This window comes from Mycobacterium shunyiense, from assembly GCF_058270075.1.
Genome location: NZ_JBZDPU010000001.1, coordinates 294,061 through 313,231, shown reverse-complemented (window position 1 = coordinate 313,231; position 19,171 = coordinate 294,061). Strand labels below are relative to the sequence as shown.

General features: G+C 67.1%; 20 protein-coding genes. 14 read left to right on the top strand and 6 right to left on the bottom strand.

All coding sequences use genetic code 11. The features are described from left to right. Positions 1-20: 20 nt before the first annotated feature. Positions 21-485: a DUF2510 domain-containing protein gene (locus AC4ELH_RS01560; protein WP_491838551.1), complete on the top strand. Its 465-nt coding sequence runs from the start codon at positions 21-23 to the stop codon at positions 483-485. Positions 486-616: 131 nt separating this feature from the next. Beyond that, positions 617-1,993, top strand: a complete 1,377-nt coding sequence (locus AC4ELH_RS01555; RefSeq protein WP_498883034.1) for an alpha/beta hydrolase — start codon at positions 617-619, stop codon at positions 1,991-1,993. A 20-nt stretch (positions 1,994-2,013) separates the two neighbouring features. Here AC4ELH_RS01555 and AC4ELH_RS01550 read toward each other — a convergent pair whose 3' ends face one another. After that, complete coding sequence (locus AC4ELH_RS01550) at positions 2,014-3,465, bottom strand: LLM class flavin-dependent oxidoreductase (RefSeq protein WP_498883033.1); 1,452 nt, start codon at positions 3,463-3,465, stop codon at positions 2,014-2,016. Positions 3,466-3,609: 144 nt separating this feature from the next. On the opposite strand from AC4ELH_RS01550, the gene AC4ELH_RS01545 reads away from it, so the two are divergent. Then, a complete protein-coding gene (locus AC4ELH_RS01545; RefSeq protein ID WP_064959181.1) occupies positions 3,610-3,960 on the top strand; it encodes a DUF3349 domain-containing protein in 351 nt (116 codons plus the stop codon). Between the two features lie 64 nt (positions 3,961-4,024). Here AC4ELH_RS01545 and AC4ELH_RS01540 read toward each other — a convergent pair whose 3' ends face one another. The 3 genes from AC4ELH_RS01540 to AC4ELH_RS01530 form a co-directional block, all read right to left on the bottom strand. Next, complete coding sequence (locus tag AC4ELH_RS01540) at positions 4,025-5,074, bottom strand: NAD(P)-dependent alcohol dehydrogenase (protein ID WP_064879827.1); 1,050 nt, start codon at positions 5,072-5,074, stop codon at positions 4,025-4,027. A gap of 160 nt (positions 5,075-5,234) precedes the next feature. Then, positions 5,235-5,510, bottom strand: coding sequence for a YciI family protein (locus AC4ELH_RS01535; RefSeq protein ID WP_498883032.1), 276 nt, complete (start codon positions 5,508-5,510; stop codon positions 5,235-5,237). A gap of 10 nt (positions 5,511-5,520) precedes the next feature. Next, complete coding sequence (locus AC4ELH_RS01530; RefSeq protein ID WP_498883031.1) at positions 5,521-6,594, bottom strand: iron-siderophore ABC transporter substrate-binding protein; 1,074 nt, start codon at positions 6,592-6,594, stop codon at positions 5,521-5,523. A gap of 176 nt (positions 6,595-6,770) precedes the next feature. On the opposite strand from AC4ELH_RS01530, the gene ctaD reads away from it, so the two are divergent. The 3 genes from ctaD to AC4ELH_RS01515 are packed head-to-tail and all read left to right on the top strand — an operon-like array spanning position 6,771 to position 10,127. Further along, positions 6,771-8,498 (top strand): aa3-type cytochrome oxidase subunit I, encoded by a 1,728-nt coding sequence (gene ctaD, locus AC4ELH_RS01525; protein WP_055119923.1) that lies wholly within the window; start codon positions 6,771-6,773, stop codon positions 8,496-8,498. A gap of 42 nt (positions 8,499-8,540) precedes the next feature. Then, on the top strand, positions 8,541-9,785 hold the full coding sequence (gene serB / locus AC4ELH_RS01520; RefSeq protein ID WP_064960723.1) for a phosphoserine phosphatase SerB: 1,245 nt from the start codon (positions 8,541-8,543) through the stop codon (positions 9,783-9,785). Positions 9,786-9,818: 33 nt separating this feature from the next. Then, positions 9,819-10,127 carry a hypothetical protein gene (locus tag AC4ELH_RS01515; protein WP_055112661.1) on the top strand — a complete coding sequence of 103 codons (309 nt, stop codon included), beginning with the start codon at positions 9,819-9,821 and terminating at the stop codon, positions 10,125-10,127. A gap of 9 nt (positions 10,128-10,136) precedes the next feature. Here AC4ELH_RS01515 and yczR read toward each other — a convergent pair whose 3' ends face one another. Continuing rightward, positions 10,137-11,564: a MocR-like transcription factor YczR gene (gene yczR, locus AC4ELH_RS01510; RefSeq protein WP_448446957.1), complete on the bottom strand. Its 1,428-nt coding sequence runs from the start codon at positions 11,562-11,564 to the stop codon at positions 10,137-10,139. A gap of 76 nt (positions 11,565-11,640) precedes the next feature. Here yczR and AC4ELH_RS01505 point away from each other — a divergent pair, with 76 nt between their 5' ends. The 8 genes from AC4ELH_RS01505 to AC4ELH_RS01470 all read left to right on the top strand — a co-directional run bounded on the left by AC4ELH_RS01505 (position 11,641) and on the right by AC4ELH_RS01470 (position 17,783). Beyond that, the gene (locus AC4ELH_RS01505; RefSeq protein ID WP_165609220.1) at positions 11,641-11,787 is read left to right on the top strand and encodes a hypothetical protein; all 147 of its coding nucleotides are present in this window, start codon (positions 11,641-11,643) and stop codon (positions 11,785-11,787) included. Next, entirely contained in the window at positions 11,784-12,500 is a 717-nt protein-coding gene (yczE, locus tag AC4ELH_RS01500; protein ID WP_448446955.1) for a membrane protein YczE, read from the top strand. The genes AC4ELH_RS01505 and yczE overlap by 4 nt, the downstream gene beginning before the upstream one ends. Then, positions 12,431-13,300 carry an ABC transporter ATP-binding protein gene (locus AC4ELH_RS01495; protein ID WP_174554321.1) on the top strand — a complete coding sequence of 290 codons (870 nt, stop codon included), beginning with the start codon at positions 12,431-12,433 and terminating at the stop codon, positions 13,298-13,300. Before yczE ends, AC4ELH_RS01495 begins: the two co-directional genes overlap by 70 nt. Continuing rightward, positions 13,297-14,139 carry an NUDIX hydrolase gene (locus AC4ELH_RS01490; protein WP_448446953.1) on the top strand — a complete coding sequence of 281 codons (843 nt, stop codon included), beginning with the start codon at positions 13,297-13,299 and terminating at the stop codon, positions 14,137-14,139. The genes AC4ELH_RS01495 and AC4ELH_RS01490 overlap by 4 nt, the downstream gene beginning before the upstream one ends. Further along, entirely contained in the window at positions 14,136-14,807 is a 672-nt protein-coding gene (locus AC4ELH_RS01485) for an enoyl-CoA hydratase (protein ID WP_055112667.1), read from the top strand. The genes AC4ELH_RS01490 and AC4ELH_RS01485 overlap by 4 nt, the downstream gene beginning before the upstream one ends. Before the next feature lie 79 nt (positions 14,808-14,886). Further along, positions 14,887-15,849, top strand: a complete 963-nt coding sequence (locus AC4ELH_RS01480; RefSeq protein ID WP_498883067.1) for a class I SAM-dependent methyltransferase — start codon at positions 14,887-14,889, stop codon at positions 15,847-15,849. 9 nt (positions 15,850-15,858) lie between these two features. Further along, on the top strand, positions 15,859-17,019 hold the full coding sequence (locus AC4ELH_RS01475) for a THUMP-like domain-containing protein (protein ID WP_498883066.1): 1,161 nt from the start codon (positions 15,859-15,861) through the stop codon (positions 17,017-17,019). Positions 17,020-17,093: 74 nt separating this feature from the next. Then, positions 17,094-17,783 (top strand): esterase, encoded by a 690-nt coding sequence (locus tag AC4ELH_RS01470; protein ID WP_498883030.1) that lies wholly within the window; start codon positions 17,094-17,096, stop codon positions 17,781-17,783. Positions 17,784-17,790: 7 nt separating this feature from the next. On the opposite strand, the gene AC4ELH_RS01465 is transcribed toward AC4ELH_RS01470, so the two are convergent. Next, positions 17,791-19,074, bottom strand: a complete 1,284-nt coding sequence (locus AC4ELH_RS01465; RefSeq protein ID WP_498883029.1) for an outer membrane protein assembly factor BamB family protein — start codon at positions 19,072-19,074, stop codon at positions 17,791-17,793. Between the last annotated feature and the right edge of the window lie 97 nt (positions 19,075-19,171).

Genomic DNA, 19,171 nt, shown 5'->3' with positions numbered 1-19,171 from the left:
CAACCGGATATGGTGCTGAGATGACTGCGGCAATGCCACCTGGCTGGTACGACGATCCGGATGGTTCGCCTGGCTCAGAACGTCGGTGGGACGGCCAGAGCTGGACGTCCGAGCGCCGAAGGAAGACCACCAATGTTCCGCCGTATGCGCCGCCACCCGCCCAGATGTCGTATCCGCCTCTGCCGCAGCAGCAGCCGCAGTATGCGCAACCTGTCGGGCAGCCACAGTATCCGCAACATTATCCGCCACCGCCACCGGACCAATATGGGAATGCGGCATCACCGTCCAACCTCTTCTCGATCATTGCCTTTGTGTGCGCGGGTGTTTCAGTACTTTTCTGCCCGATCTTGTTCGGACCTGCCGGCCTTATCCTCGGAGCCGTCGGCCTGACGAAGAAGGAACGCTTTGCGCCGATCGCCATCGCCGCGTCCGCCGGCTGCATGATCGCCGGAATGGTGCTCGGAGTGGCTGTATGGAGCTCCTAGTCGGACGTTAGACGCGCCGCGCGAGTCCGTGGCGTCCGCCCGCTTTTTCGGCAGGTGGTGGTGGTCCCACCTGACGCCCACTCAGCATCCCTCCAGTGAGCTGACAGCTGGCGCTGATATCAAGAGAGCTGATGCACCAGCTCATTGCGCAGATCTCGCTGATCCACGGCTGGTTCCCGGTTGTCGTTCAGCTGATCGCTGCGCTGCTGATGGGAGCCGCGGTGGGCTGGCGCACGCCACGATGGCGCAACCGGCTACTGCCCGCACTGGTGCTCGCGGCGGCAGTGCTGGCGGGTCTGACGTATTGGTACATCGACTCGATCGGAGTGGCAGGCAACGCCGGACCACCTGAACTGTGGCTCTGGATCGCATTGACCGCCCTGGCATTCGGTGTCGCGGTGGTGGGTTGGATGAGTGCGCGATGGTGGCGCCGTACCGCATCGGTAGCCGCGATCGGCGTGTGCGCGCTGGCATGCGGGCTGACACTCAACATGTGGGTCGGATACTTCCCGACGGTGGACGGCATGTGGAAGCAACTCACCTCGAGTCCACTGCCGGGACAGACAGACCGCCTGACCGTGACGAAGATGCAACTGGCGCACTTCCGGCCGCCCAGCGGTGTTCTGGTGCCGGTGACCATCGATTCGCAGACTTCGGGGTTCAGCCACCGCACTGAACTCGTCTACCTCCCCCCGGCGTGGTTCGCCAGCACCCCGCCGCCGCAGCTTCCGACAGTCATGATGATCGGCTCACAACTGAACACCCCCGCCGATTGGTTGCGCGCAGGCAACGTGCTGGGCATCCTCGACGGATTCGCGGCAGCCCACGGCGGCAACGCTCCGGTGTTCGTGTTCGTCGACGCCACCGGCTCATTCGCCAACGACACCGAATGCGTCAACGGAACCCGGGGCAACGCCGCCGACCACCTGACCAAGGATGTGGTCCCGTACCTGATCTCCAACTTCGGCGTGCGTGCCGATCGTGACGGGTGGGGGATCGCAGGCTGGTCGATGGGTGGCACCTGCGCGGTGGATCTCACCCTGATGCACCCCGACATGTTCCGGTCGTTCATCGACATCGCCGGTGACCTGCGCCCGAACGCGGGCGACAAGGCGCAGACCATCAGCAGGCTGTTCGGCGGCGATGCCGACGCCTGGGCGGCTTACGATCCGGTCACCATCATGCAGAAACACGGTCCGTACTCCGATGTGACGGCGTGGTTCGAGGTGCCGATCTCGCAGCGTGGGACCACTCGCGATCCCACAGCCAATCCCGAGGCCCAGGACGTCGCCGCGAGCACACTGTGCAATGCGGCCCGCGCCCAAGCGATCACGTGCTCGGTGCAGACCGCGCCGGGTCGCCATGACTGGGCGTTCGCCGCCAACGCTCTCGGCGCCTCACTGCCGTGGCTGGCCGGTCAGCTGAACACCCCGGGCGTGGAAGAGACTCAGCTGCCGGCGTCGACGCTCGGGCCGCAACCCACGAACGTCCAGGCCGCCCCGCGTTGAGAATCTCCGGGTGAGCAGATCTACCGGCCCCGGGCGGGCTGGGCAGCCGTCGACGCCGACGAGGACGGCAGGGTAGAAGGGCGCTCGGTGATCGTCGAATTCCGACCGCCCACACGGTAACTGGCGCCGCGGTGTTCCTCGGCCAGGCGGTCACCGTTGCCCAGTAGCTTGTTTCGCAGGGTACCCGGGGCATAGTCCGTCTGATAGGCGCCGCGCGCGGTGAGCTCGGGTACGACGTGGTCGATGAACTCGACGAACGACCCCGGCGTGATCGCATACGCCAGGTTGAAGCCGTCGACGTCGGTCTCATCGACCCACTCCTGCAGGGTGTCGGCGACGTGCACGCCCGACCCGACGATGCGCGGTCCCATGCCGCCGATCTCACCCCATTCGGCGATATCGCGTACGTTCCACTCGCCACCCTTGTCAGATGCGGACTGAAATGCCTTGACCGCGGACAGAATTGCGTTGGAATCGACATTGCCGATCGGCTCGTCGAGACCGTAGCGGGCCAGGTCCACACCCATCCACCCGGACATGAACACCAGCGCGCCCTCGGGATCGCCGTAGGCGAGATACTCCGCGTGCCTGGCGTGGGCCTCCTCGTCGGTCTCGCCGGTGATGATGGTGGTCAGGTTGAAGATCTTCGCAGAGTACGGGTCGCGGCCGGCCAACTCGAGCTCGGCACGGATTGTGGAAACCGTCTCGCGCAGAATCGCTTTGGTGGGAGCTGCGGTGAAGATGGCTTCGGCGTTCTCGGCAGCGAAGCGGACCCCACGCGGCGAAGAGCCGGCCTGGTAGATGACCGGGGTTCGCTGCAGCGACGGTTCGGCCAGATGCACCCCGGGGACGCTGAAATGCGTTCCGGAGTGACCGATGTGGTGCACCTTGGCCGGGTCGGTGAAGACGCCGCGTTCGGCGTCGCGCACCACCGCACCGTCCTCCCAGGAGCCCTCCCACAACTTGTAGAGAACTTCGAGGTACTCGTCCGCGTGGTCGTAGCGCGCATCGTGCGCCGGCTGATCGGTCTGGCCCATATTGCGCGCCGCAGCAGGGAGATACCCGGTGACGACGTTCCACCCGACCCGACCATTGGTCAGGTGATCCAGTGTCGACATCCGCCGCGCGAAGGGATACGGATGCTCGAATCCCGTTCCCGTGGTGATGCCGAAGCCCAGGTTCTCGGTCACGAGTGCCATCGCCGACACCAGCAGCATCGGGTCGCCCACCGGGATCTGCGCGGCCTGGCGGATCGCCGCTTCATCACTGGCCCCGTACACGTCGTAGGTGCCCAGCACGTCGGCGATGAACAGGCCGTCAAAACGCCCGCGTTCCAACAACTTCGCGAGTTCGGTCCAGTAGGTGATGTCCTTGTAGCGCCAGGACTGATCCTTCGGATGGCGCCACAGTCCGGGGGACTGATGGGCGACGCAGTTCATGTCGAAGGCGTTGAAGCGGATCACACGAGTCACTGTGCCGAGGATGCCCGGGCGCTGGGGGAGGGTCACCGGTTGCGCTCAGCGGGATTGTTTTTGGTGGTGAATCACGAATGAATGCCCTGCCAACTGTCGGCGCGTCCAGTGGTGGGTTGGCCGGGGAGCCGCGAAACTTACCGGGTGTCAACCAAGTCGTTGCTGATCTCGGTTCTGAACTGGCTGCGTGCCGGCTACCCGGAAGGGGTCCCGGGCACCGACCGGGTGCCGTTGCTCGCACTGCTGCGGGCCACCCCGCTCACCGAGGAGCAGGTGGCCGAGGTGGTACGCAACCTCGCCGAGGCCGCAGCGCCTGCCGACATCGACCATCCCATCGACCGCGACGACATCGCGGAGTTCATCGCCGAAGTCACCGACCACGACGCCGGCCCGGAGAACATCGCGCGGGTGGCGGCAAAATTGGCCGCCGCGGGCTGGCCGCTGGCCGGTGTCGAACTGCAGTCCGGCACCGATCAGGACCCAGAGGCCCGATAACGCACAACGCCGCGGGTTGCGGTCACCAGGTGACCGCAACCCGCGGCGTTGACGAAATGCCGACTCAGCCGCGCAGCGAGGCGGTATCGATCACGAAGCGGTACCGCACGTCACTGGCGAGCACGCGCTCGTAGGCCTCGTTGATGTAATCGGGCTGGATGATCTCGATCTCGGGGGTCACGTTGTGCTCGGCGCAGAAGTCGAGCATCTCCTGGGTCTCCGGGATTCCGCCGATCATCGATCCGGACAGGCTGCGGCGGTAGGCGCCCAGCGGGAAGAACGGCACCACCAGCGGCTTTTCCGGCGCGCCCAGTTCGACCAGGGTCCCGTCGGTCTTGAGCAGGCCCAGGTAGGCGCCGAGGTCCAGATTCGCCGACACGGTGTTGAGGATCAGATCGAACTGACCGGCCAGCTTGCGGAAGGTGTCCGGGTCACTGGTCGCGTAGTACTCGTCGGCGCCCAGTCGGAGGCCGTCTTCCATCTTCTTCAGCGACTGCGACAGCACGGTGACGTGCGCGCCCATCGCGTGCGCGAGCTTGACGCCCATGTGGCCCAGTCCGCCGAGGCCGATCACGGCGATCTTCTTGCCCGGCCCGGCGTTCCAGTGGCGCAGGGGCGAGAACAAGGTGACGCCCGCGCACAGCAGGGGAGCGGCCTTGTCCAGCGGGATGCTGTCGGGGATACGCAGGACGTAGTTCTCGTCGACCACGATCGCGCCGCTGTACCCGCCGTAGGTGGGGGTGCCGTCGCGCCCGGTCGCGTTGTAGGTGCCGATCATGCCGCTGCCGGTGCAGTACTGCTCAAGACCGGCCTTGCAGTTGTCGCACTCCCGGCAGGAGTCGACGAAACAGCCGACGCCGACATGGTCGCCGACCTTGTACTTGGTGACGTCGGAACCAACCTCGGTGACCACACCGGCGATCTCGTGCCCGGCGACCACGGGGTAATTCGGAGTGCCCCATTCGCCCTTCACCGTGTGGATGTCGGAGTGACAGATGCCGGCGAAGTGGATGTCGAAGGCCACGTCGTGCGGCCCTACCTCGCGGCGGGTGATGGTGGTCTTGGCCAGCGGTTCGGTCGCCGAGTTGGCGGCATAGGCGTAAACAGTGCTCATCAAAGCCCTCTTTGCTCGTCGTCTGTACGTATCCCGGAAAGATTAGTCCGGTTAACTGATCACTGCCTGTGACGGCAGTCCGCAGCATGCAACGACGCGGGCGGCAGCGGTAATCCCGCTATCGCCTGTGACATATCTCCCGGCTCACCACCGGAAGGGATCACAGCCCGGGTGCGCGGAAGGACCCGTTGAAGGAGACCCGCTCGCAGCGGATCAGGCCGGCCAGGGTGTACGGATCGCGCGCGATCACGTCCTCGACCTCTTCTTCGCTGAGGTCTCCGGTGATCAGCACGGCGCCGGTCGCCGATTCCAGACGCCCCGCCAGCACGACGCGACCTGCGGCGACCTCCTCCTCGAGCCACGCGAGGTGGGCGGGACGGGTCTGGTCGACGCCGTCGGCGGGTTGGGTGTACGTGGTGGTGAGGACGTGGAACACGTTGGTGAGATTAGTTGATCGGTGCGTTGACCCAGCGCAGGTCGTCGAGGATGCCGCGGGCGGCAACGATGTTCTGCCCGGTCTGCCAGACCTCGTTGTTCACCACGAACACCCGGTTGTCCTTGGCCGCAGACAAGTCGCGCCACGCCGTGCTCTGGAGAATCTTGGGCGCGTTCTCCCGAGCGGCCGCGGAGGTGAACGAGACGTAGACGATGTCGGCGTCGGCGCTGCGGTAATCGGGGTCGGTGGTACCGAGCTCCTCGTAGGGCTTGTCGGTGAATCGTTGCGCGGCAGGGCGATCCAATCCCACCGCGGCGAGCACGCTGCCGGGGAAGGTGTCGGCCCCGTACACCCGGACGCTGTTCTCGGTCAGCTGCACCACCGAAGCTTGGAAGTGTGCGGCGTCGTTCTTCGCGCCGGTGTCGCGGGCGGCGTCGTCGAACTTCCCGATCAGGTCAGCAGCGGCGTCAGCGCGACCCGTTGCCGCACCCACCGCGCGCAACGTGTCCCGCCAGGCGGCGCCCGGGGCACCCGTGAACACCGTCGGGGCGATGGCCGACAGCGCGCCGAAGGACGCCGGCGTGAGCGCCGCCGAGCCCAGGATCAGATCCGGGTCGGCCGCCTTGACGGCATCCAGGTCCGGCGCGTTCCGGGAACCGGCCGGCGCCACCCCGTGGACCACGCCACCCAGGTAAGAGGGTTGCTCGGACGAACCCTCCGGGAGGGCAGCGGCGACGATCCGGGACTGCAGGCCCAGTGCGCACAACGCGTCCAGTTGGTCGCCGGACAGCGCGACGATGCGCTGGGGGTCGCCGCGTACCTCGGTGGACTCCGGGATGTCACCGCCCTCGGCGCGCGCGTTGCGGACCTCCCGCGCCGGTTGATCGGCGGCGGCGGGCTCGGCTGCGCAGGACTCGTCGGGCTTGCGCTGATTCCCCAGCACGCCGGAATCGGCGATCTTGGTGACGCTGGTAGAGATCGACGTCTGCGACTGCGACGTCTGCTCCGCCGAACCGCATCCACTGGCGAGTGTCGCGGCCGCAGCGATCACCGCGACTGCGGCGCGGGGTCGGTTCATCAGCACCGGCCGACCGTAACATTCACAGCTTTGCCGCTGGTCAGGGCCTCGCCGTCGAAAGTCGTGACTCAGCGGGGCGACTCAGTACGACAGTTTGTAGGACCCAGGGGCGCTCAAGCCTTCGGGAGCGTTAGGATTCAGGTCGATATGCGGGATTTCCCGACGAATCTTTGGAGGATCTCTTGGTAGCCGAAGCGCCCCCAATCGGAGAACTCGAGGCACGTCGTCCTTTTCCGGAACGGATGGGCCCCAAGGGCAACCTGATCTACAAGCTCATCACGACGACCGATCACAAGCTGATCGGCATCATGTACTGCGTCGTCTGCTTCGCCTTCTTCTTCATCGGCGGTCTGATGGCTCTGTTCATGCGTACGGAGCTGGCGATGCCCGGGTTGCAGTTCCTGAGCAATGAGCAGTTCAACCAGCTGTTCACCATGCACGGCACGGTGATGCTGCTGTTCTACGCCACCCCGATCGTGTTCGGGTTCGCCAACCTGGTGCTCCCGCTGCAGATCGGTGCGCCCGACGTGGCGTTCCCGCGGCTGAACGCCCTGTCGTTCTGGCTGTTCCTGTTCGGTGCGCTGATCGCCATGGGCGGCTTCATCACCCCCGGCGGTGCCGCGGACTTCGGTTGGACGGCCTACTCGCCGCTGACCGATGCCATTCACTCGCCGGGTGCCGGTGGTGACCTCTGGATCCTGGGTCTCGCCGTCGGTGGTCTTGGCACCATCCTCGGTGGCGTCAACATGGTCACGACCGTGGTCTGCATGCGTGCGCCCGGTATGACGATGTTCCGGATGCCGGTGTTCACCTGGAACATCCTGGTGACCTCGATCCTGGTCCTGATCGCCTTCCCGATCCTGACCGCCGCGCTGTTCGGCCTGGCCGCCGACCGCCACCTGGGCGCCCACATCTACGACCCGGCCAACGGCGGCGTCCTGTTGTGGCAGCACCTGTTCTGGTTCTTCGGCCACCCCGAGGTGTACATCATCGCGCTGCCGTTCTTCGGCATCGTGTCCGAGATCTTCCCGGTGTTCAGCCGCAAGCCGATCTTCGGTTACACCACGCTGATCTACGCCACCATCAGCATCGCCGCCCTGTCCGTGGCCGTGTGGGCACACCACATGTACGCCACCGGCGCCGTCCTGCTGCCGTTCTTCTCCTTCATGACGTTCCTGATCGCCGTCCCGACCGGCATCAAGTTCTTCAACTGGATCGGCACGATGTGGAAGGGCCAGCTGACGTTCGAGACGCCGATGCTGTTCTCGGTCGGCTTCCTGATCACCTTCCTGCTCGGTGGCCTGTCCGGCGTGCTGCTGGCCAGCCCGCCGATCGACTTCCACGTCACCGACAGCTACTTCGTCATCGCGCACTTCCACTACGTGCTGTTCGGCACCATCGTGTTCGCCACCTACGCGGGCATTTACTTCTGGTTCCCGAAGATGACCGGCCGGCTGCTCGACGAACGCCTGGGCAAGCTGCACTTCTGGCTGACCTTCATCGGCTTCCACACCACCTTCCTGGTGCAGCACTGGGTCGGTGACGAGGGCATGCCGCGTCGCTACGCCGACTACCTGCCGTCCGACGGTTTCACCACGCTCAACGTGATCTCCACGATCGGTGCCTTCATCCTGGGCATCTCGACGTTGCCGTTCGTGTGGAACGTGTTCAAGAGCTGGCGCTACGGCGAGCCGGTGACGGTCGACGACCCGTGGGGTTACGGCAACTCGCTGGAGTGGGCTACCTCGTGCCCGCCGCCGCGGCACAACTTCACCGAGCTGCCCCGGATCCGTTCGGAGCGCCCGGCGTTCGAGCTGCACTACCCGCACATGGTCGAGCGGATGCGCGCCGAGGCTCACGTGGGCCGTGCGCATCACCCAGAGCTCGAGTCTGCGGACCGCTCCAGCTGACGGGTGGCGGCATCCGGGGGAGAGCACGTCGAAGGTGACTCGATGAACGGTGCTCCACGCGAGCGCTCGTCGGTATTGATCACCGTCACGGGAGTCGATCAGCCCGGCGTCACCTCGGCACTGTTCGAGGTGCTCGCCCGCCATCAGGTGGAACTGCGCAACGTCGAACAGGTCGTGGTCCGCGGCCGGCTCACCCTCGGTGTGCTGGTCGCGGCGCCGATCGAGACGGTTGCCGGGGAGTCGCTGCGCGACGATGTCGAGACGGCCATCCACGGCCTCGGTCTGGACGTGACGATCGAGCGCAGCGACGACATGCCCGTCATGCGCGAACCGTCCACACACACGATCGTGGTGCTGGGGCGTCCGATCACAGCTGAGGCGTTCAGCGTGGTGGCCCGCGCCGTGGCGGGTCTGGGCGTCAACATCGACACGATCCGTGGGGTGTCCGACTACCCGGTGACCGGTCTGGAGCTTCGCGTCTCGGTGCCGGCGGGGGCGGCGTACAGCCAGCTGCAAACCGCACTGGCCCAGGTGGCCGTCGACGAAGGCGTCGACATCGCGCTGGAGGATTACAGCCTGGCCCGTCGGGCCAAGCGGCTCATCGTCTTCGACGTGGACTCCACCTTGATCCAGGGTGAGGTCATCGAGATGCTGGCCGCCCGGGCCGGGATGGAAGCCCAGGTGGCCGCCGTCACCGAAGCTGCGATGCGCGGCGAGCTCGATTTCGCCGAATCACTGCATCGCCGGGTGGCGACGTTGGCGGGCCTGCCCGCGTCGGTCCTCGACGATGTCGCCGAGCAGGTCGAGCTGACGCCCGGCGCCCGGACCACCATCCGGACCCTGCGGCGACTCGGTTTCCACTGCGGCGTCGTGTCGGGCGGCTTCCGCCAGGTCATCGAACCGCTCGCGCATGAACTCATGCTCGACTACGTGGCCGCCAATGAACTGGAGGTCGTCGACGGCAAGCTGACCGGGCGGGTCATCGGTCAGGTCATCGACCGGCCAGGAAAAGCCAAGGCGCTGCGCGATTTCGCGCAGCAGGTCGGCGTCCCCATGGAGCAGACCGTGGCTGTGGGCGACGGGGCCAACGACATCGACATGCTGGCGGCTGCCGGCCTCGGTGTCGCCTTCAACGCCAAACCGGCACTGCGTGAGGTTGCCGACGCGTCGCTGAGCCATCCCTATCTGGACACCGTGCTGTTCATCCTCGGCGTCACCCGCGGCGAGATCGAAGCTGCCGATGCCCAGGACGGCGTGTTGCGTCGCGTCGAGATCCCCGAGGACTGACCGCCGGCTCACCCCTGAAGTAGGGTGTGGGGCATGGCGAACTTGAAGCACACGGTTGTGGTTGGCGTGTTCGCCGTTGCGGCGGTCCTGGGTCAGTTGGCGGTTGCGGCCCCGGCCGAGGCCAAGCGATGCCCGTCGGGAACGGTGCAGACAAAGTTCGAGGGCGTGTGCGTGGCCGGTTCGTCCGGCGGCGGGATGGGCGCGGTGGCACCGCCGGTGATGGCGCCCAGCGCCGGGGGAACCAACATCACGAACCGGCCCGGCGAGCTGCCGACGGTGAACGGGATTCCCTGCACCATCGAGCACTACAGCACCTGCTACGCAATGTCGCAGCAGCCCTGAATCGCCTGACTAGACCACCAACGTCTGAGGTTGCGCGCCGAGCGTGCCGGTGATGCTGTGCCAGGCGCGCACCAGCAGGTGCACGGCCTCTTCGAGTTCAGGTTCCGGCAGCGCATAGGGCAGCCGGACGAACCGCTCCAACGTGCCGTCCACGCCGAACCGCGGGCCTGCGGGCACATCCAGACCCAGCCGCATCGCGGCGGCCGACAACGCGGTGCTCATCGGCGCGGGCAGCTTCACCCACAGCGACATCCCCCCACGGCCGTGCCCCGGCTGCCAGTCCGGCAGCTCTCGGGCCAACAGGGCCACCAGGAATTCCCGACGAGCGCGGATGATCTCGCGGCGTTCCGGAAGTACCTCGGCACGCATCGCGAGTAGTTTGGCCGCGGCGAGTTGTTCGAGGATCGGGGTACCCAGGTCCACCGAAGGCCGGATCGCCGCGATGGTGGCCAGAGTTCCTCGCTCGGCGCGGATCCAGCCGACCCGCAGGCCACCCCAGAACGATTTCGACATCGAGCCGATGGTCAGCACCAGATCATTACGGGGCACCGAGGCGGCCAGCGGCTCGGGCGGCGCCTCGTCGATCCACATGTCGGCGATCGATTCATCGACGATGGTGCGGGTGCGCGTATCGGAAATGATCTGTCCCAACCGCTTTCGCTCAGCGGCGGGCATGGTGAACCCGGTGGGGTTGTGGCTGTCGGGAACCAGGTAGGCCAGGCTGGGCGCAAGCTGACGCAACGCGGCCTGTACGGCGTCGAGTTCCCAGCCGTCCTCGGTGAGCGCGACCGGAACCGCCCGCGCCCCGGCAGTCGAGATCGCCGACAGCGCACCGTGATACGTCGGCTGCTCGACGAGTACCCGGTCCCCGGGCTGAGTGTGGCTGGCCAGGATCAGACCGATGGCGTGCTGGGCGCCGCTGGTCACCATGATCTGGTTCGGTTCGGTGGGTAGCCCTCTGCTGCAATACCTTTCGGCGATGGCCGCACGCAGGGGGCCGACGCCCATAAGTTCGTGACCGGGCTCGCGCAGATACGGCGCGATGTCGCGGGCGGCGTCGGCGAAGGCTTCCAACACGGCGGTGCCCGGCGCGGAGAGCGCGGCGGCGGCCAGGCTGACCGTCGGCGTGGTGGCCTCGGTCTGGATGTGACCTGCGGTGGGCAGCGCGGTGACGCTGCGGGCTCCGCGGCGGGCGTGCAGATAACCGTCGTCACGCAGCTGGGCGAAGGCCGCGGTGACCGTGGTGCGTGACACCCGCAGGGTCTCGGCGAGTGCCCGCTCGGAGGGAATGCGTGACCCGACCGGAACGCGGCCGTCCACGATCAGCAGCCGGATCGCATCGGCCAGGCCGAGGTAGGCGGGTCCACTTTGGCTGGAGGTACGCCAGTTGCCTAGTTCGCGGGCCAAGAGGTCCACATCAAGGGCTCTGGTTGCCATATCTGCTGACATAATGAGGCCAGTATGGTCTAACTGGCTATTGATGGACAAGCCACATCGCCGAGATCATGGCTGCATGGCACGGAACTGGATTTCCCGATTGGCAGAGAATCTGCGCCGTCTGCACGATCCCGACAACTACGCCGGGGACCGCGATGTGGACGCCCGCCGGGTGCGTAGTGAGCTCGACGCGATCCGCGTCCGATTCCCTGACCACGCATGAGGACGGCGTTCACCCGCGGTGCGCTGCTCCTGATCGGACTGTGCGGCTACGGCGTGTCGATGGCCGTGATGGTGCGCGCCGGGCTCGGACTCGATCCGTGGGACGTCTTCCACCAGGGAATCACCCGGCACACGCCACTGTCGCTCGGCATGGCCTCCGCCGTCGTCGGTGTGGTGGTCCTGCTGGCCTGGATCCCGCTGCGCAACCGGCCCGGAATCGGGACCGTCGCCAACGTCATCGTCATCGCGCTCACCGTCGATGCCGCCCTCGCGGTACTTCCGGCACCGTCGGCGTTGCCGGTGCGCATCGCCATGATGATCGGTGCCGTGGTGCTCAACGCCATCAGCACCGTGCTCTATATCGGCGCCGGCCTCGGCCCCGGACCCCGAGACGGTCTGATGACCGGGCTGGTCGCCCGCACCGGATTGTCGGTGCGGCTGGTGCGCACCGGGATTGAGGCGACCGTACTGGCCGTGGGCGCGCTGATGGGCGGCACCGTCGGGATCGGCACCCTCGTCTATGCCTTCGGGATCGGGCCGCTCGTACAGCTGTTCCTGCGGCTGACACCACGGTCACTGTTGTTCCACGATTTCAGCGGCGGACGTGCCCGAGCGGATCGGGAGCCGGTCACTACGATGAGCGAGTGGCCGCAGGGGAACGCACCGACTCGACAATCACCGATGACGGAGACGGAACCGACCCCGACCTGTTGATCGACTTCGCCAGGGTGAGCCTGCGGCGAGGCGGCAACACGCTCGTCGGGCCGATCACGTGGACCGTCGAACTCGACGAACGCTGGGTGGTGATCGGCCCCAACGGTGCAGGCAAGACCTCGCTGCTGCGAATCGCGGCAGCCACCGAATACCCCTCGTCGGGCACCGCGTACGTGCTCGGGGAACGCCTTGGCCGAACCGACATGTCCGATCTGCGCGCTCGCGTCGGACTCAGCAGCTCGGCGTTGTCCCAGCGGATCCCCGACGACGAGGTCGTGCGTGACCTGGTGGTGTCGGCCGGCTACGCCGTGCTGGGCCGCTGGCGCGAGAACTACGAGGACATCGACTATGCCCAGGCCGTCGACATGCTGGAAAGCGTCGGTGCCGAACACCTCGCCGAGCGGACCTACGGAACGCTGTCCGAAGGCGAACGCAAACGGGTCCTGATCGCCCGGTCGCTGATGACCGACCCCGAACTACTGCTCCTCGACGAGCCCGCGGCCGGCCTCGATCTCGGCGGCCGTGAAGAGCTGGTAGCCCGGTTGACCGACCTGGCCGCCGACCCCGATGCGCCGGCCATGGTGCTGGTCACCCATCATGTCGAGGAGATTCCGGTCGGTTTCAGCCACGCGCTGATCCTCTCGGAAGGCAAGGCGGTTGCCTCGGGTCTGCTGACCGAGGTGTTGACTGCTGAGAACCTGTCCAAGGCGTTCGGCCAGTCGATCGCACTGGACGTGATCGACGGGCGTTACTTCGCCCGGCGAACCAGGAGCCGGGCGGCTCATAGGAGGCGAGAATGAGCACAACGACCGACCCACTGGTGCCGCGTCCGGCGGCCACGGTGATGCTGGTCCGCGACGCCGCCGAATCGATCGAAGTCTTCATGATGCGCAGGCACGCGGCGATGGAGTTCGTGGCCGGCGTGATGGTGTTCCCCGGCGGGGGAGTCGACGACCGCGACCGCAATGCCGACATCGCCTGGTTCGGACCCGAACCGGACTGGTGGGCACAACGGCTCGGGGTTGACACCGGGCTGGCCGAGGCACTGGTGTGCGCCGCGGCCCGCGAGACCTTCGAGGAGTCCGGGGTCCTGTTCGCCGGGCCCTCCAACGACCCGGACGGGATCGTCAGCGATGCCTCCGTCTACGGCGATGCACGCGCCGCCCTGGCCAACCACTCGCTGTCCTTCGCCGACTTCCTGCGCGACGAGAAGCTCGTGCTGCGAGCCGACCTGCTGCGGCCGTGGGACAACTGGGTCACCCCGAAAGAGGAGCGCACCCGCCGCTACGACACCTTCTTCTTCGTCGGTGCACTGCCCGAGGGGCAGCGGGCCGACGGGGAGAACACCGAAACCGACCGGGCCTTCTGGAGCACTCCGCAGGCCGGCCTCGACGACTTCGAGCAGGGCAACTCGTTCCTGCTGCCACCGACCTGGACCCAGCTGAATTCGCTGGCCGGCCGGTCCGTCGCCGACGTGCTGGCCAGTGAGCGCAAGATCGCCCCCATCGAACCCAACCTGTCCCTCGGTGAGGGCAGCTGGCAGATCGAGTTCTTCGACAGCGGTCGCTACAACGCCGCCAGGAACCACCGGGCGCCGCTCGGCCGGGGCGGGGCGACTGCCGGAGACGCAAGTCGGTGAACGAGTTCGTCAGCGTGATCGCCGGGGTGACGCCGGAGCAGGACGGCGTCGGAACCCTGATGTTGTCGCGGCCCCCGACCAACGCCCTGACCCGGCAGATGTACCGCGAGATCGTTGCGGCCGCCCACGAGCTGGGTGAGCGCACCGACATCTCCGTGGTGATCCTGTTCGGCGGTCACGAGATCTTCTGCGCCGGCGACGACGTACCCGAGCTGCGCACGCTGAACGCGGCCGAGGCGGCTGCCGCGGACACGGCGCTGCGCCAGTGCGTCGAGGCTGTGGCCGCCATCCCCAAACCCACCGTGGCAGCGATCACCGGTTATGCATTGGGCAGCGGGATGACCCTGGCGATGGCTGCGGACTGGCGCGTGAGCGGCGACAACGTCAAGTTCGGAGCGACCGAGATCCTGGCCGGACTGGCGCCCCGCGCCGGGGGCGGGGCACGGCTGGCCCAGACGATCGGCGCCAGCAAGGCCAAAGAGCTGGTTTTCAGCGGACGTTTCGTCGGTGCCGAGGAGGCGCTGGAGCTCGGGTTGATCGACCAGATGGTGGCACCCGACCACGTCTATGACGAGGCGTTGGCCTGGGCGCGGCGATTCGTGGACCATCCCGTGGACGTGTTGGCTGCGGCCAAGGCCGCCGTCGACAAAGTGGTGGACCGGCCCTGACGCCGACTCGACCCGGGCAGTTAGGCTGCCCTGCATGACTGACATCAAGGATTCCGGCACCGACGCCGATATTGCCGGCATGCCGACTCCTAACCCGCACGCCACGGCCGAGCAGGTCGAAGCCGCGATGCACGACAGCAAGCTCGCGCAGGTGCTCTACCACGACTGGGAAGCCGAAACCTACGACGAGAAGTGGTCGATCTCCTACGACCAGCGGTGTATCGACTATGCCCGCGGCCGTTTCGATGCCATCGTGCCCGAGGCCGAGCAGCGTGAGCTGCCGTATGACCGGGCCCTCGAGCTCGGCTGCGGTACCGGGTTCTTCCTGCTCAACCTGGTCCAGTCCGGGGTGGCGCGCCGCGGTTCGGTCACCGACCTGTCCCCGGGCATGGTCAAGGTCGCGACCCGCAACGGTCAGTCACTCGGCCTGGACATCGACGGGCGCGTCGCCGACGCCGAGGGCATCCCGTACGAGGACAACACCTTCGACCTGGTGGTCGGGCACGCCGTGCTGCATCACATCCCTGATGTCGAACTCTCGCTGCGCGAGGTGGTCCGGGTGCTCAAGCCCGGCGGCCGTTTCGTGTTCGCCGGTGAGCCCACCACGGTCGGCAACAAGTACGCGCGTGAGCTGTCGACCTTGACCTGGCACGCCACCACCAACCTGACCAAGCTGCCGTGGCTGAGCGAATGGCGGCGCCCGCAGGCCGAACTTGACGACTCCTCCCGCGCCGCGGCGTTGGAAGCAGTCGTCGACCTGCACACGTTCGACCCGGCCGATCTGGAGCGGATGGCCTCGAACGCCGGCGCTGTCGAAGTTCGTACCGCCAGCGAGGAATTCACCGCGGCGATGCTCGGCTGGCCGGTCCGCACCTTCGAGGCCGCGGTGCCGCCGGGGCGTCTGGGCTGGGGCTGGGCCAAGTTCGCGTTCAACAGCTGGACCACGCTGAGCTGGGTCGACTCCAACATCTGGCGCCGCGTGGTGCCCAAGGGCTGGTTCTACAACGTGATGGTCACCGGGGTTAAGCCGACAGTAGATTGAGGCCGCCCGCTGTTTGATATCGGAGCCGTCGCATATCTGCGCTCGGAGGCGGGGGAGCAGGCCCTGGGTGAGGTGGCCGAGCGCCGCCTCACCGGAGCCAGCCTGGTCAGTGACATCGCCTCTGTCCGAGCGCAGTTCGGTGACCACGCGGCGGTGCTCGTGGAAACCGTGCAGCTGCGCAGGCGTGCGCAGGTCAAGTTCACCGACCCGGACCGGTGGTTGTTCACCGACGAAGCACTGCAACAGGCCACGGCCGCACCCGTGGCCGTCCACCGGGCCCGAAGGCTGACCGGTGCCCGGGTTCATGACGCCACCTGTTCGATCGGCAGTGAGCTTGTGGCACTGCGTGATTGCGCAGCGCAGCTGCTCGGAAGCGACCTCGATCCGGTGCGGTTGGCGATGGCCGCGCACAACGCCGAAGGCGTCGACCTCTGCCGCGCCGACGCGCTGGTGCCCGTCACCCACGACACGGTGGTGATCATCGACCCGGCCCGCCGCGCCGGCGGACGGCGCCGTTTCGACCCGCGGGCCTACACCCCGGCGCTCGATGCGGTCCTGGACGTTTACGCCGGCCGGGACCTGGTGGTGAAGTGCGCTCCGGGAATTGATTTCGACGAGCTCACCAAGATGGGCTTCACCGGGGAGATCGAGGTGACCTCGGTGGGCGGCAGCGTACGGGAGGCCTGCCTGTGGTCACCCGGGCTGACCGCGCCCGGGGTGCGGAGGCGGGCCAGCATGCTCGAGACCGGTGAGGAACTCACCGACGCCCAACCGGACGACTGTCCCGTCGCCGAGGCGGGCCGCTGGATCGTCGACCCCGACGGTGCGGTCGTGCGCGCGGGGTTGGTGCGCCACTACGCGGCCCGGCACGGCCTGTGGCAGCTCGACCCCGACATCGCCTACCTGTCCGGTGACGAGTTGCCCGCCGGGGTACGAGGTTTCGAGGTCCTGGAACAGCTGCAATTCCAGGAACGTCGGCTCCGGTCCGCACTGGCGGCACGGTCGGTAGGAGCGCTGGAAATCCTGATCCGCGGGGTGGACATCGACCCCGACGTGCTCCGGAAGCGGATGCGGTTGCGTGGCACCGAGCGCCTGGCGGTGGTGATCGCCCGCCTCGGCTCCGGAGCGGCCAGTCGGGCAACGGCATTCATTTGTCGCCCGTCTCGATAACTGGCACGTACCCTGAACGAAACACGCCGGTGGATCCACCGGTGTGAGTTGATCGCCTGCGAGGACGACTGACGATGCGAATTTCCCATGTGACAGCGCTGCTGGCGGCCGGTGCGCTGCTCGGCTGGCTCGGCATGCCCGTGGCGGCTGCGCAGTCGGCCTGTGCCGACCTCGGCGGCACCGTCGACGGTGACCAGACCTGTCAGGTGCACACCGCCAACGCCACCTACACACTGGATTACACGTTCCCGGTCGACTATCCCGATCAACAGGCCGTCGCCGGATACCTGATCCAGACCCGTGACGGTTTCGTCAACGTCTCGGGCATGCCCGGCTCACGCGATCAGCCCTACGTCCTGGACGCCAAGGGCACCGCGTACAGCTCGGGGACCCCACCGCACACCCAGAGCCTGGTGTTCGAGGTCTATCAGAATGTCGGCGGCGCCCACCCACAGACCTGGTACAAGACGTTCAACTACAACGTGGCCACTCGGGCGCCGATCACCTTCGACACCTTGTTCAAGCCGGGATCCAAACCGCTGGACGTCATCTTCCCGATCGTGCAGCGCGAACTGCAGAAGCAGTCCGGCGTCGAACAGGCCATCACGCCGGCCGTCGGCCTGGACCCCGCGCACTATCAGAACTTCGCGATCACCGATGACTCGGTGATCTTCTTCTTCGGCCAGGGCGAACTGCTGCCCGAGGCCGCCGGCGCCAGCCAGGCCAACGTCCCGCGCTCAGCGGTGGCGGCGCTGCTGGCCTGAGCGCCGATCAGGCCGGCGCGAACCCGTACACCTGACCATCACTGGTGGCGGTGACGATCCGGTGGTCATGCCCGATCGACACGCCGACCGGCCAGCCCGTGGCCTCGGGCACGGGATAACTGTTGAGGGTGTGCCCGTCGCCGGTATCGAAGACCAACAGCGTCTGGCCGTGTCCGCCCTCCCGGGCGACCGTGTAACCCACCCCGTCCGCGCGGCTCGACGTGGTCAGCGGAACGACGTCGTCACGGATCCAGGCCACCTCGCCGTGATCGCCGGCGTCGCGCACCGCGGTCAGCTTGGCCTCCGGCCCGCCGCCGGCAACGATCAGTCCGTCCGGTGACACCGAAGGCGGGGTCTGCGCCAGATAGCTCAGCGGCACCGACCATTTGGCGGAGCCGTCGGCGGAGTTGAGCGCCCACAGCTTCTGGTCACGGCCGTTGACGTACACCGTCGAGCCGTCGGCCGACAGCACCGGGCTGGCCAGCGGCCCGCGGTCCACGGCGGTGCTCGTCCATTCCTGCGTCAGCAATGTCTTCTCGCCGGGGTGGTAGCGCAAACCCATCAGTACGGGCGCCTCGGCGCCGGGCTGCCACACACTGAGCACCACGAGGCCGGCCTCATGCGAGAACGCCGGTGCGGCCGCCACCGGGCAGCGGGACCGGGCCGGTTGGCAATCGCCGAGACCGCGCTGCGAATCAGTCGGGTCCACCCCGGAGACCAGGTCCAGCGGCGTGCCCTCGACCGTGCCGCGATGCCCGTCGAACACCAGCACCTGACCCAGATGGGTGACCACCAGCAGCTGGCCGTCATCGAGAAGCCTGGGCGTGGTCGGCATGCCGATCACCGGCTGGCGCCAGCGGATCCACTGGGTAGGAGGGAAGGACAAGATGGTGCCGGGCTGGCCGACGTAGACGTTGTCGAACCCGTCGAACAGGGGACTGGACCAGCCACCGCCGAGGACCAGTCGCGTACACCAGCGCTGGCGGGCGTTGTTGTCGGCCTCCCACACCATCAACGAACAACCACCGGCGGTCTGCGCGTTCACGGCCAGGCGGCCATCCGAACTCAGCGCCACCTGGGCCGCCAGCTCACCCTTGACGGACCGGCTCCACTCGAGCCGGAGCGCTTCGGGACCACGAGATCGGATGTAGCTGCTGTTGGCGGCGTCTCCGTACTGCGCTGACCACCCCTGTGCGGCCTTTGCGTCCACCCATGAATCGGTGTTCTCGCAACCGGCGAGCAGGCCCGTGAGCAGCACCGCGACCGCCAGTGCAAGGTATCGCCGGAACACGATGTCCTTTCGTCGCCGAACACGCAGGGCGCTCGTAATTGTGACCCAGGTGAGGGTAACGCGACTGCGTAGCGGCGCAGGACCCGGAAGCCGTCGG